The sequence below is a fragment of the Frankia sp. Hr75.2 genome, assembly GCF_949319125.1.
GTDB lineage: Bacteria > Actinomycetota > Actinomycetes > Frankiales > Frankiaceae > Parafrankia > Parafrankia soli.
Window position 1 is genome coordinate 1 of record NZ_CASGGV010000322.1, and the last position, 11,864, is coordinate 11,864.

General features: G+C 68.3%; 11 protein-coding genes and 1 pseudogene. 5 read left to right on the forward strand and 7 right to left on the reverse strand.

Annotated elements, in window-relative coordinates; translation table 11 throughout:
* Positions 1–191: 191 nt before the first annotated feature.
* Complete coding sequence (locus AC559T_RS29760; protein ID WP_498870813.1) at positions 192–491, forward strand: DUF202 domain-containing protein; 300 nt, start codon at positions 192–194, stop codon at positions 489–491.
* 176 nt (positions 492–667) lie between these two features.
* On the opposite strand, the gene AC559T_RS29765 is transcribed toward AC559T_RS29760, so the two are convergent.
* From AC559T_RS29765 to AC559T_RS29775, 3 genes are all read right to left on the reverse strand, one after another.
* Entirely contained in the window at positions 668–1,240 is a 573-nt protein-coding gene (locus tag AC559T_RS29765; protein ID WP_498870814.1) for a carboxymuconolactone decarboxylase family protein, read from the reverse strand.
* A gap of 42 nt (positions 1,241–1,282) precedes the next feature.
* The gene (locus tag AC559T_RS29770; RefSeq protein WP_498870815.1) at positions 1,283–1,840 is read right to left on the reverse strand and encodes a nuclear transport factor 2 family protein; all 558 of its coding nucleotides are present in this window, start codon (positions 1,838–1,840) and stop codon (positions 1,283–1,285) included.
* 513 nt (positions 1,841–2,353) lie between these two features.
* A complete protein-coding gene (locus AC559T_RS29775) occupies positions 2,354–3,283 on the reverse strand; it encodes a TIGR03564 family F420-dependent LLM class oxidoreductase (protein ID WP_498870816.1) in 930 nt (309 codons plus the stop codon).
* 516 nt (positions 3,284–3,799) lie between these two features.
* Here AC559T_RS29775 and AC559T_RS29780 point away from each other — a divergent pair.
* Positions 3,800–4,345 carry a TetR/AcrR family transcriptional regulator gene (locus tag AC559T_RS29780; RefSeq protein ID WP_498870817.1) on the forward strand — a complete coding sequence of 182 codons (546 nt, stop codon included), beginning with the start codon at positions 3,800–3,802 and terminating at the stop codon, positions 4,343–4,345.
* 384 nt (positions 4,346–4,729) lie between these two features.
* On the opposite strand, the gene AC559T_RS29785 is transcribed toward AC559T_RS29780, so the two are convergent.
* The 4 genes from AC559T_RS29785 to AC559T_RS29800 all read right to left on the reverse strand — a co-directional run bounded on the left by AC559T_RS29785 (position 4,730) and on the right by AC559T_RS29800 (position 8,380).
* Positions 4,730–5,566 (reverse strand): TauD/TfdA dioxygenase family protein, encoded by an 837-nt coding sequence (locus AC559T_RS29785; RefSeq protein WP_498870818.1) that lies wholly within the window; start codon positions 5,564–5,566, stop codon positions 4,730–4,732.
* A gap of 881 nt (positions 5,567–6,447) precedes the next feature.
* Positions 6,448–7,143, reverse strand: a complete 696-nt coding sequence (locus AC559T_RS29790) for a hypothetical protein (RefSeq protein WP_498870819.1) — start codon at positions 7,141–7,143, stop codon at positions 6,448–6,450.
* On the reverse strand, positions 7,143–8,021 hold the full coding sequence (locus AC559T_RS29795) for an ATP-binding cassette domain-containing protein (protein ID WP_498870820.1): 879 nt from the start codon (positions 8,019–8,021) through the stop codon (positions 7,143–7,145). Before AC559T_RS29795 ends, AC559T_RS29790 begins: the two co-directional genes overlap by 1 nt.
* The gene (locus tag AC559T_RS29800) at positions 8,018–8,380 is read right to left on the reverse strand and encodes a GntR family transcriptional regulator (protein WP_071066790.1); all 363 of its coding nucleotides are present in this window, start codon (positions 8,378–8,380) and stop codon (positions 8,018–8,020) included. Before AC559T_RS29800 ends, AC559T_RS29795 begins: the two co-directional genes overlap by 4 nt.
* A 579-nt stretch (positions 8,381–8,959) precedes the next feature.
* Here AC559T_RS29800 and AC559T_RS29805 point away from each other — a divergent pair.
* The 3 genes and pseudogenes from AC559T_RS29805 (at position 8,960) to AC559T_RS29815 (ending at position 11,638) form a co-directional block, all read left to right on the forward strand.
* A complete protein-coding gene (locus AC559T_RS29805; protein ID WP_368956513.1) occupies positions 8,960–9,937 on the forward strand; it encodes a metallophosphoesterase in 978 nt (325 codons plus the stop codon).
* 229 nt (positions 9,938–10,166) lie between these two features.
* Positions 10,167–10,726: pseudogene (locus AC559T_RS29810) on the forward strand (transposase); the annotation flags it as partial.
* A gap of 699 nt (positions 10,727–11,425) precedes the next feature.
* Positions 11,426–11,638, forward strand: coding sequence for a hypothetical protein (locus AC559T_RS29815; protein WP_498870821.1), 213 nt, complete (start codon positions 11,426–11,428; stop codon positions 11,636–11,638).
* Positions 11,639–11,864 lie beyond the last annotated feature (226 nt).

An 11,864-nucleotide genomic window follows, 5' to 3' on the forward strand; every position in this document is an offset into this window, starting at 1 on the left:
AGTAATCGCGGCGGACGGATTCAGGCGATGGCTACGGACTGAACAGGCGCTCCGGGTAAACGGGACGCTCCCCATCCCCGTGACTGCGCCGGTGCTGTCCGTTCTTGCTGGTCTCATCACAGGGATCCTGGTAGTGGCGGTCGTCCTGCAGTGAATGTTTCGTATGGCGTGTCCTCGCCGAGCGCCGCGGTATGGCCACCGACCCGGGACTCCAGCTCGAGCGGACAGCGTTGTCGTGGCTTCGGACAACACTTAGTCATGCGGGACTCGCCTTGCTCCTCGTCCGCTGGACTGCGGGCGGAGGAAGGTCCACTGCTCTGGTACTCCTGGCTGCAATGGCCCTTCCGGTATCTGCGGTCCTGGCTTATGTGTCGTACCGTGCGCGGCTGCGTATTCGGGACATCAACGCCACGATAACTATGCCGGTGGCCGTCGCGACATCGGCTGCTGCTGTCTGCATAGTTGCAGCCTTGCGCTGGTTGCAGTTGTGATTGGATAAAGCAACATCGCCGCGTCGAGCGGGCCTCAGAACGGAGCGGACGGCCTCCACGCGACCCGCCCGATCTTCTCGTCGGTCAGCCCGGCATCGCCACCGGCTCTGGCTCCCCGCGCAGCGCCAGCGAGGACCATAGCTTTCTTCGACGCGACAGACCCACCTGTTGCTTGATCAGGTGGGTCGTAGGTCGTCGTCGAGGTCGAACGCGAAGGAGTTCATCAGGAAGGCGGATGCCTCGAAGGCTCCGACTGTGAAGATGAGGTCCATGAGCTGTTGGGTGTCGAGTGCGGCGGTCAGCGCGGCCCACGTCTCGTCACCGATCGCGCCGTCGTCGAGCAGCTCGTCAACGGCGCGCAGCAGCGCGGCGTCGAGCGGGCTCCAAGACGGTTCGGCTGGCTCCCGCGTAACCTTGTCGATCTCCTCGTCGGTCAGCCCGGCGTCGCGACCGACGAGGACGTGCTGCGCCCACACGTAGTCGCATTTACGGCGCGCCGCGACGCGCAGGACCAGCAGTTCCGTCTGCCGCTGGGCGAGGGTGGTCGCCAGCAGCACATGACCGTTGAGGGTGAAGAACGCCCGTGCCAGGTCTGGATGGTGCGCGAACGTCCCGAGGGCGTTGCGGGCCTTCGGTGCGCCCTCTCGGATGGACCGCGTGTGGCGGGGCGCGGGCGGCACCAGGGCAGCAAGCGCTTCCCTCATCTCAGTCGGCCATTTCTTGGCGGGGAGCGGCTCGATTCGTGCCATGTTCATCGTTCCTTCCGTCGATGATGCACCGGGCCCGTCATCTCACCACTTCTCGACCTGGGTCTTCTCCAGATCCAGGGGCCGCGCGTATGACGGATCGTTCTTGTCCCGCGTGCCCCTGATGAAGCCGGCGAACACGCCGGAGGAGAGGAGTGACGTGTCGCCGTTCATCGTCCACTCGAGGGTGCACCGACGCAGTGCGATCTTCCACTCGCCGCCCCGCCGCTCGACGCGATCGAGGTATCGGCCTCCGAAGAGGTGCACGCTCTTGCCGTCACGGGAACGCATGGCACCGACGACGTAGCTTTCGCAATGCGCCCGGTCACCGTCGATCTCGCAGGTGTGTGTGGTGATGTTGTGCAGGTGATCGATGAAGACTGATGAGTGAGCCTGGTTGGCGTACTCGCCGTATTCGGGGCCAAGCTTCACGACAGGCCCGTGCTCGTCGACTCCATCGTCGTGGTAAACGCTCGTCATCAGCTCGATATCGTGACGGTCGTGACCGCGCGACTGCTTCATGACGCAGTCGAGAATCGCGATGCGGTCCGTGACGTACCGGAGCTCACGACGGAGTTCCTTGAGCTCATCCTCGATGGACATGATGGTCCTCCCTCGTCGTAGCAGTCACGTGCCATCGACCGGTGAAGCCTCGGAGCCCACCGTCTCCGACCTCGGAGCCAGGCGAGGCACCAACTGTTGCTGTACGTCTGTATAGCGTCCTGGCAGGGGCTAGTCAAAACCGGCTGCCCTGAGTTACGCCCCTGTGCGTCTGACTTCGACCACTCGGCGGCCGTGTATCGAGGTCGGTTGGCCGCACCGGTGTTCCCCGTGGACATGTCAGCCTGTGAGGGAGGCGACCAGGTCCGTTGTGCGCCGCCGGGACACCCGGCGATCCTGGCGGACCGGCACGACGAACACCTGGATGTCTATTGCGCCTTTGCGTGGTCTGTTCTCGGCGGTCGGCGGTCTTGGGTGCGCAGAGGTCCCTGACGCGGGCACTCGATGCTGTCGGTCGGAGGCCTCGGCCGCGTGGATCTTCCCCGTCTACGCGCCGGGCCCCCGGCTGCGACCTGGACCCAGCAGGAGACCGGACGAGATCGAGCATTCGTCGGCTTAGTCCTGGTCAAGAAGCTCGCGGAGCAGATCTGTGGTGCGGCGCCGGGAAACCGCCCGCGCTTCCCGCGTGTCGCCCACCGGGACCACGTTGGCCCAGACGTCGGTGGCGCCAGCGTCGATCAGGCCGTGGAGCTGGCCGCGTACGGAGGCCTCGTCGCCGACGATGGCAGCCTCGGTCGCGGTGGAGGCCCCGCCGATCCTGAGGATGCGCTGGTAGTTGGGCAGGCTCCCGTAACCTGCGGCGGTAGCTGCCGTGGCGGCGCGGGCCTCGTCGAGGTCGTCGTGGACGGCGACGGGGAGCCCGGCGACGATGCGCGGCGCCGGGCGGCCCACCGCGGCTGCCGCGGCGTGCACCTTCGGCGCTACGTGGGTCTCGATCGCCCGTGGCGGGGCCATCCACAGCACCACGCCGTCGGCGAGCTGGCCGGCGACCCGGAGCAGTCGTGGCGACAAGGCCGCGAGCAACACGGGCACCGGGTGGCTGATGGGCACCATCCGCTCGGCGGTGCGTGCCGTCCAGTCCTCGCCCTTGACGTCGACGGCCTCGCCGCGGAGCAGGCCGGTGAGGATGGTGACGTACTCCTCGGTGCTGCGGCCGGGATGGTCGTAGGACAGGCCATAGACGTCGCGGATCAGGCCTTCATGCGAGGGGCCGAGGCCCAGGGTGAAACCGGGCCGGTTCATCGCGGAGACGACGGACGCGGCGCGGTTGGCCTGCAGCAGGGGATGGCAGGGATAGGTCTGCAGGACGGCGGTGCCCAGTTCGATCCTGGCTGTCTCGCGGCCCGCGACGGCCATGGCGACGAGCGGGTCACCGGTGACGGCGCTCGCGTACCACAGAGACGTGAAGCCTTCAGTCTCAGCATCCTTCGCCTGCTGGACGATTTTGTCCGCCGAGCTACCCCCACCGGTCAAACCGATGCGCACTCCGACCTCCCCGTTACCGCTGTACAGACGTCCTACTGTGTCGTACGAATGTACAACCAGCGTCCGCCAGTCGAAAGTAGAAGGCCGTGTTGCTCTCGGTAGCCAAGGTGTTCCGGTGGTAGCTGAACGGTTCCATGCGGGAGGCCCGGTGCCGCAGTGGTCTCCGCTCTCCGCTGCCGGCGCCACCAACGACGAGGGAAGCGGAAAATGATCAAAATCTCGAGGGGTTGCGCCGGTGAGCACGGACACCCCTGACTCGCCGGCCGGTCCAGCCGAGGCGGGCGTCCGGCTGTAGCGAGTAGCTGTCGGCCAGCAGCCCGCCCGACCGCGGACGATACTGATTGCGGTGCCACCGGGCTGCCGACTACTCGTGGTCCCGTCCTGGACCCGCGGGATCGGACCCGCGGCGTCAGGGGATACCTTCGCTGGTGAGCGGATGGAGCGGCGACGAGGAGGCAGCTGGTGGCATCCTCCCGCCGTGTCGGGTCGACGACGTCCAGGACGCGAACGCTGCTGTTGGACAGCGCGCAGCAGCTCATGCTTGAGCACGGCTATGCCGCCGTCACCTACCGAGGTCTCGCGGCCCGCGCCGGCGTTGCCGCGAGCCTCGTGCAGTACTACTTCCCCACCCTCGACGATCTCTTCGTGGCGCTGCTGCGGAGCGGAACGGACCGCATCCTCGAACGATTCGCCGAGGCATCCCAAACGGAGCAGCCGCTCCGCGCGGTCTGGGAGTACGCGAGCGACAGGACCGCGACAGCTCTACTCCTGGAGTTCATGGCCCTCGCGAACCATCGCAAGGCCATTCAGAGCGAGATCGGTCGCGGCGGTGAGCGTGTCCGCGACGCTCAGCTCGAGGCCGTGTCCCGGCAGTGGACACAGTATGGCCTTGACGAACGGGCTGTGTCCCCGGCCGGGCTCCTGTTCATGATGAACGCCATTCCCCGCATGCTGGCGCTTGAGGAGACCTTCGGCACCCACACCGGTCATCGCGACGCGGTCGAGATCATCGAGCGGTTTCTGGACCACATCGAACCCCGTCGGCACGAGCGTGAAGAATAGGATCTTCGGGCCGACTGGCCAGGGCCAGCAGAGTCTGTAGCGGTTCGGCGCCGGATTTCTCTCCCGGTTACGAGTTGATCGCCGCTCACGTGCCTGGCGTCGACGACCGTGTTGGGGTGCGAATTCGTTCCGGCCGGTCCGTCGGTCACCCGCGCCCTGGGAGCCGTCCGAGTCATCACGCTGCTCGACCATTGCCGAGCGCCACGGCCTCGACCCGGAGACGATCGGCTTGACTAATGCCTCCGGGCCATCCCGGGGGAGCCCGAGGAGACCGGCTACGGCGTGCTGATCTCCGCCTCCGACGCTCCTGGCTTCCGCTCGTGCGAGACCCTCTATGTCCACGGTGGCCCAGGCCCGCCGGGTCGTCGGACGCCGCCCGGTCCGTCAGCCGACGGCGACCTCGCCGACGAGGGTGGTGCGGTGCATGAGTCGCCGCGACGTCGCGGCAAACGGCGTCGCCCGGTGCAGCATGCCTGTGTTGTCCCAGATGACGAGATCACCGGCGCGCCACCGGTGACGCAGGACGAACCTCGGCTGTGTCGACCAGTCGAGCAGTCTCTCCAGCAGCGCCCGTCCTTCGTCCGCGGGCAGGCCGACGACCTCTCCGGCCGTCGCGCCGAGCAGCAGCGACTTACGGCCGGTCTGACGAGTCCACACCAGCGGATGCTCCCGGGCCGGCACCCGCGCCCACGCGGCCTGCTGCTCCTCGGTCGCGTCCGGATGGGCCCGTCGCTGCGCCGTGGCGAAGCTGTGCACCACGCGGAGATCGGCGATCCGCTCCTTCTCCGCCTCGGGGAGAGCGGCGTAGGCGGCATACGTGCTCGCGAACTCGGTGTCCCCGCCGTTCTCGTCCACCTCGCGCGCTGTCAACAGTGTCGCCTTCTGCGGCAGCTCGTCGGTGGCGCCATCGATGTGCCAGAGGAAGTTCCCCTGCCGATACCAGGCCAGCGCCGCGTCCGTCCTCGACGGATCCAGCGTGATCGTGGCGATCTCCGGGAGCTCGTGCTCACCCGTAGGATTCGGGACGACCTCACCGAGTAGCTGGCTGAATATCACCAGCTCCTGGTCGCTGATGTCGGCTTCCCGGTAGACGACGACCCCATGCTGCTCGAGGGCCTCCAAACACTCGACCGCCGCCTTCCGGGTGGGCAGATCCCCACCCGACACTCCGGTGATCTCCAGGCCGATGTGCGGGCTGAGGGGGATGGCGGTGACAGACATGGCGCTCCAAGACTGTGCTGCACTGACGCTGTACAGACGTACTACCAAGTTGGACGACTGTACAGCAGGCATGGGGCGAGTGACACTGAGGTACCTGGAGAGATGGGCTCCAGAATTTCCAGTTGGGCGGTGACCTGCGCACCTGCCTGCCGGACGGAGCTCGCGGCGGGCAGATTGGACGGGCACGGTGTGGCCGTTGCTCTACGCCCGTTACGCAACGTGCTCGGACTGATGCTGCTCCGAGCCCGCGGGAACACTGCGGCGAAGCGCTTCGCCGCCGCCATGCAAGGTGGCTTACCGGAACCTCGGCACCGGTGAGCGTCACCGCGTCGACATCAAACGATCTCTCAACTACGACGATGGCGTCCGCTGACCTACCTACCTATCCCACGCTTGGCGCTGTGAGGCGACGGCAGGTTTCGGGGGACCCCGGCGTCAGCAGGCTACCTGGGGTAGCGGCACGCCATGGCCCTGCTGCGTTAGGCCGTGGGCCGGGCCGCCCCCGCACCCCGGCTGCGCGGGTCATCCGTAACGGCAACCGATGCGTCTGGCGTGGGCGTACGACGGTGCGGGCGCGCGTTTCCGCTGGTAGGCGGGCTGTTTGTGCGATCGGGGATGGAGATTGTGGGGACCGGCGTCAGGCGCTGTGGACCGCGGGCGGGATCACGTTCCTCAACATCGAAGACGAGACGGGGATGGTGAACGTGATCTGCACGCTCGGGCTGTGGCAGCGCTACCACCGCGTCGCGCGCAGCAGCCCCGCGCTGCTGATCCGCGGCGTGGTCGAGAAGGCCGACGGCGTGGTCAGCCTCCTCGCCGACCGCGTCGACGTGCTCCCGATGCGGGTCACCGCCAAGTCCCGGGACTTGGCGGTGACCCGCTCAGGCGGTCGCGCGCCGGAGCACCAGCCACGCCGCGCCGCCGAGCGCCAGCGCGAACACCAGCGGATACGCGGTGAACAGCGTGAGCGAGGGCTGGCCACCGAGGAAGCTCCCGATCGAGGGCCACCAGTTCTGCGTCTTCGCCAGGGCACCCATCGCGACGAGCAGCGCGACGCTGCCGAAAATGGCGAGGTAGATCCCGGTATGACGCCAGCGCTGGAACACCACCCCCGCCAGCACCCCGATCGCGGACACCGCGACCAGCGGTCCACTGTAGACAAGCCACAGCGCGAGCGGGTTGCCGTGGCCCAGCACGTCCAGCCCGAAGATCCGCGTCTCCCGTCCCCAGCCGCCGGTCAGCCGCTCGACGATGTCGAACGCCACCAGCCCGAGCCCGAGGAGCAGCGCCTGGCCGAGGACGACCAGTGCGGTGGCCGCGGCGAACGCCCGGCGGGTGACGCCGAGCCCCAGCGTGAAGGGGAACACCTGCGTCATCGTCTGCAGGTGCGCGGAGGCGATCGCGCCCAACAGCATCGGCAGCAGGTAGATCTCGTGTGCGCCGCGCGCGGTTTCGCCGTTCGAGACGTCGATGCCCCAGCCCAGCGGCGGCATCGCGGCCAGCGCGAGCAGCGGGTAGCCCAGCAGCGCGGGCCAGTGGACGAGCTGGATCCGGACGACGTCGAGCACGCGGGGCATCAGGACTCCTTCCCGGCGGCGACCGGCCGGCGGTTGCGTTGGGTGGTGCGGACGACGAGCTGCTGCAACGAGACCGGCTCGAAGTCCAGCCCGGGTTCGAGCCGGTTCCCGGCGCCGGCGAGGGTGACGCGCAGGGAGCCGCCGACCTGCTCCCGGTGCAGCTCGTCGTAGCCGGCGGCGAAGCGCTCGACGGCGCCGGTGGGGCCGGTGACCGCGACGGTTTCGCCGCGCAGCGTCTCGGCCTCGGCGTCGATGAGCACGCGGCCCGCGTCCAGCAGCACGACGTGCTCGATCAGGTCGCTGACCTCGTCGATCAGGTGTGTGGAGAGCACGACCGTGCGCGGGTGCTCGGCGTAGTCGGCCAGCAGCCGGTCGTAGAACAGCTGCCGCGCGACGGCGTCGAGGCCGAGGTAGGGCTCGTCGAACAGGGTCAGCGGGGCCCGCGAAGCCAGCCCGATGATCACCCCGACCGCGGACAGCTGCCCGCGCGAGAGCTTGCGGAGCAGCCGGTCGACCGGGACCGCGAAGTCCGCCAGCAGTGCCGCGGCGAACGCCGGATCCCAGTGGGGGTAAAGCAGTTCGGCGGCCCGCAGCGCGTGCCTGACCCGGAACTTGTCCGGGTAGTGCTGGCTCTCCCTGATGAAACACATCCGCGAGAGCACGTCGGCGTTCTCGTACGGGTGCTGCCCGAAGACCTCCACCTCCCCGCCGGTCTCGAACGCCTGCCCGGTGAGGATCCGCATCACCGTTGTCTTCCCGGCCCCGTTGCGGCCCAGCAGACCGTGGATCGTGTTCTCGGCCAGCTCCAGGCTCACGCCGTCGAGCGCGGCGACGTCGCCGTAGCGCTTGGTCACCCCGGCCATCCGCACCACGTTCATCGTTCGGGCTCCCAGACGTCGATCAGCTTCTTGATCTCCTCGGCGTCCATGCCGAGTTTGCCCGCCTCCGCCATCAGCGGGGCGAGGAACTGCCGCGTGAAGTCCCCGCGCCGCCGCTCCAGCAGCTGCGCGCGGGCATCCGTGGCGACGAACATGCCGATGCCTCGTCTCTTGTAGAGGATCCCGTCGGCGACGAGCTGGTTGATGCCCTTGGCCGCGGTCGCCGGGTTGATCCGGTGGAAGGCCGCGAGCTCGTTGGTGGAGGGCACCTGCGTGTCCGCGGCCAGGCTCCCGTCGACGATCGAGTTCTCGATCTGCTCGGCGATCTGGAGGAACAGCGGCCGTCCGTCGTCCTTCACGCCGACCACCGCGCGCCGCGGTTCGTCGGTCCATTACTCATGTAACTAACCGTGGAGGCTCGGGCGGGCGTTGTCAAGCCCGTCCGGACTGAAGGTGACCCGTTCCTGTTCACGCCTGGGCTCTTTGGGGCAGGCTGGCCTACAGGGTGTTCACCGCCGCCGCAGGGTCAGCCTGACCCGCCGGGACCGGGACGCGCACCTGCCGCCGGACCTGGCAGGACGGGACTTCACCGCACCGGCACCGGACCGGGTCTGGACCGCCGGCTACGCATGAGGCTGCTGAAGAGCCACCTAAGCGGCTGGCAGGTGAGGTGAGGCTTGCGGCAGGTGAGACATCCGACGGAAGCCTCGAGGAGATCTTGAAGCGCATCCCGCGGTGGGATGTCGACTGGGGCAACGTCGCGCTGTCGTCGATGCCGACAACGCGCGGCTGGGAGACGCTACCGATCTACCACCTATGCGCCGCCTATGCGCTCAGCAACCGCATGGTCGCGGCCATTCCGGACTGGTTGACGAGCGGTCGCTCGGCGGAAAGACCGCTGTCATCGGCGGGTGGTCGTGGCGGTGAAGAGTCGCGGCATGCGACGAAAGATGTTGGCTTCCCTCGCCGTCGGGTCGGCCCTCGCCGCCGGGCTGCTCCCGGCGGGTGCCGGACAGGCCGCTGGTCCCGGCAGCGGCCCCACCGGCCCCGGCTTCACCTTTGCACTGCTCGGCGACACGCCCTACGGGGACGACCAGCGGGCGGCCTTCCCGGCCCTCGTCGACACGATCGACACAGACCCGGACGTGCGCCTGGTGCTGCACGCCGGCGACGTCAAGAACGGCTCCTCGACCTGCGACGACGCCCGCTTCGCCGACCTGGCAGCGCTGTTCGGCACGTTCGACGACCCGTTCGTCCTGACGCCCGGGGACAACGAGTGGACCGACTGCCACCGCACCGCCGCGGGCGGCTACCTCCCGACCGAGCGGCTGGAGGCGGTGCGCGAGGTCTTCTTCCCGGACCCGGGCAAGACGCTCGGACAGCACCCGATGCCGGTGTTCACCCAGGCCCGTGACGCCGCCCACCAGGCCTACGTCGAGAACGTGCGCTTCACGGAGGGCCGGGTCGTCTTCGCGGCGGTGCACGTCGTCGGCAGCGAGAACGATCTGGAACCGTGGGCCCAGCTGCCCGGCGGCGACCAGCCCACCGTTCGGCTGGCCGAGTTCGAGGCCCGCAAGGCCGCCGCGCTGGACTGGATCGACGGAGCCTTCGAGACCGCCGACCGCACCCGGGCGGCGGGCGTGCTGCTCCTGATGCAGGCCGAACCGCTCGACACCCCCGGCTTCGCCGAGATCCGGCAGCGCATCGTCGACCAGACCCGCGCCTACGGTAAGCCGGTCCTCCTGGTGCACGGCGACGAGCACGTCTACGAGGTGGAGCCGGCGTACGCCGGCGTCGCCAACCTGACCCGACTGGAGACCTTCGGGTCCACCGCCGCCACCTGGCTGCGGGTGACCGTCGACCCCACCGCTCCGGGCGTCTTCTCCTGGGAACCGAGAACGGTCCCCGCGAGCTGACCGGGCAGCGGGAACGGACGAGCTGGTGAAGAACGGACAACCGGATCCGGATCCACCAGCTGTCCACCCGCCGACACGATAGGCCGTGCAGCGCGGTCCCAGGCCCGTTGTCCAGTCCCAGCTGATTCTTGACGTTTCGGTTCCGGCTGATAGTTGACGGGGGGCTAGTCCTTGATCTGTTGGTGGGATTCGCTCTCGTGGCGGGGCCTGATCCGGTAGATCGTCGTGCATGACGCGGGTGCAACTGAGGGACGAGGAGTGGGAGTTCATCGGGCCCTACCTGCCGATCGGCAGGTAGGGCCCGTATCCCGAGCGGTTGCGGCTGCAGCTCGAGGGCGTGGTCTGGCGGTTCAGGACGGGCGGGCAGTGGCGGGAGATACCGAGGGAGTTCGGTGCCTGGCCGACCGTCTACAACCGCTTCTGGCAGCGGAGGAATGCCGGCGTCCTCGAAGCCCTGCTGGAGGGCCTGATCGCCGAGGCCGCGAAGCGGGGTGAGGTGGACCTGTCCCTGGTCGGCGTGGACTCCACCACCGTCCGGGCCCACCACGATGCTGTCGGGATGCAGTGTGCCCACGACGTCATCACCGCCTTGGAGGCAGCCGCCGCCCAGGAGGAGAAGGCCCGGCAAAAAGGGGCGGCCCGGTAGGACAAGACGGGCAGAACGGCGGAGACGATCCCGAACGGGAGGAGCGACGACGTGTCCGGCGCCGGCGTGGACTCCGGCTGAAAGCTGCCTTACTCGGACGATCGAGGGGCGGGCAGACCAGCAAGGTCCACCTCGCCGCCGACCCTGCTGGGCTCCAAAATTCGGGTTTCGGCCTGTGAGCTGGTCTTTTGCGGCCGAGGTGATCGTCTGCGGGGGTCGTCAGGCCGCGTTGCGGTACTCGTTGATCATGCCGCCGAGGATGCGGGTGCGCCGGACGGCGGACCCAGGGTCGGGGCGACTGCAGGGGGCGAGTCGGGTGGGTGCTGGCTGAGGAAGCGGTGGGGTCGGTGAGTGTTGAAGTGTGAGGTGCTGCCCGTTTTCGGGCAGGCCGCCGTGGTCCGGGCTGCTGGTCGGGGCCATGGCCTACTGGCCCCGACCACTGGTGTCATTCTGGGGTCGGGGCCCGCGTGCCGTCTACGGACGTGCGACGGCGTGGCTGCGCGTTTCCGCTGGTAGATGACCTGTTCTCGCGGTTGGGGATGGAAATTGTGGGGCCGGGGATGGTGGGGTGGCGGTTCGCATTGTGCGCGGTTCTGCCCACTCTTCCTCTGTCCTACCTGCGGTTTCACCGTACCGATGGTCCAGGCTGCGGGTTGTGCGGTGCACGGACAGAGTAAAATTTTCCCTGTCTGGGACGCACGCTGACCGATGATCTGCGAGTTCGCCACGCGGGCTTGTGTCGGGTTCGGGAGAATGCGATGTTCTGGATCATCTTGCGGTAGCTGGCGCGCGACAGCGTGATGACCTGCTGGACGGCGCAGGGGTCATCGGAGGCCAGGACGATGCCAGCGGAGGAGATCGTGACTCTCGCCGAGATCACCGGACCGCTGGCCTGTCCCCGACGGCTCTGGTGTGCGCTGACAATCTTCGCCAACGTCGCCCTGTTGCGCGCCGAACTGGGCCGAGCCGCCGAGACCGGGGCCGACCAGCCGCCGAATCATTCGGACGTCGCCACCAGCGGCGGATCGGACGAAGCGACGACGACGAACAACTGAGGTGGTCGCTCTACGTCACGGACCGCCACTCCGGCGAGTCGCTGGACGATCACGATCCGTACGCCACGTGTGTGGACTCCACTCGCACAGCGGTCGGCGCCGGTAAGGCGGACGCCGATCGGCACCGCCGGGGCGACGGAAACGGACGTCGGACGGCGCCGCCGGGAAAACGTGAACGGACGCCAGGAGGCACAGCCGAGGAGGCGGAATCAGCCGCCTGGTCTGG

What these genes read in the sequence shown, in the direction of transcription:
- AC559T_RS29785 (WP_498870818.1), bottom strand. Translation starts at nt 5,566, where the DNA reads ATGTCTGTCACCGCCATCCCCCTCAGCCCGCACATCGGCCTGGAGATC.
- AC559T_RS29795 (WP_498870820.1), bottom strand. Translation starts at nt 8,021, where the DNA reads ATGAACGTGGTGCGGATGGCCGGGGTGACCAAGCGCTACGGCGACGTC.
- AC559T_RS29765 (WP_498870814.1), bottom strand. Translation starts at nt 1,240, where the DNA reads ATGGCACGAATCGAGCCGCTCCCCGCCAAGAAATGGCCGACTGAGATG.
- AC559T_RS29815 (WP_498870821.1), top strand. Translation starts at nt 11,426, where the DNA reads ATGCCAGCGGAGGAGATCGTGACTCTCGCCGAGATCACCGGACCGCTG.
- AC559T_RS29805 (WP_368956513.1), top strand. Translation starts at nt 8,960, where the DNA reads ATGCGACGAAAGATGTTGGCTTCCCTCGCCGTCGGGTCGGCCCTCGCC.
- AC559T_RS29770 (WP_498870815.1), bottom strand. Translation starts at nt 1,840, where the DNA reads ATGTCCATCGAGGATGAGCTCAAGGAACTCCGTCGTGAGCTCCGGTAC.
- AC559T_RS29760 (WP_498870813.1), top strand. Translation starts at nt 192, where the DNA reads ATGGCCACCGACCCGGGACTCCAGCTCGAGCGGACAGCGTTGTCGTGG.
- AC559T_RS29790 (WP_498870819.1), bottom strand. Translation starts at nt 7,143, where the DNA reads ATGCCCCGCGTGCTCGACGTCGTCCGGATCCAGCTCGTCCACTGGCCC.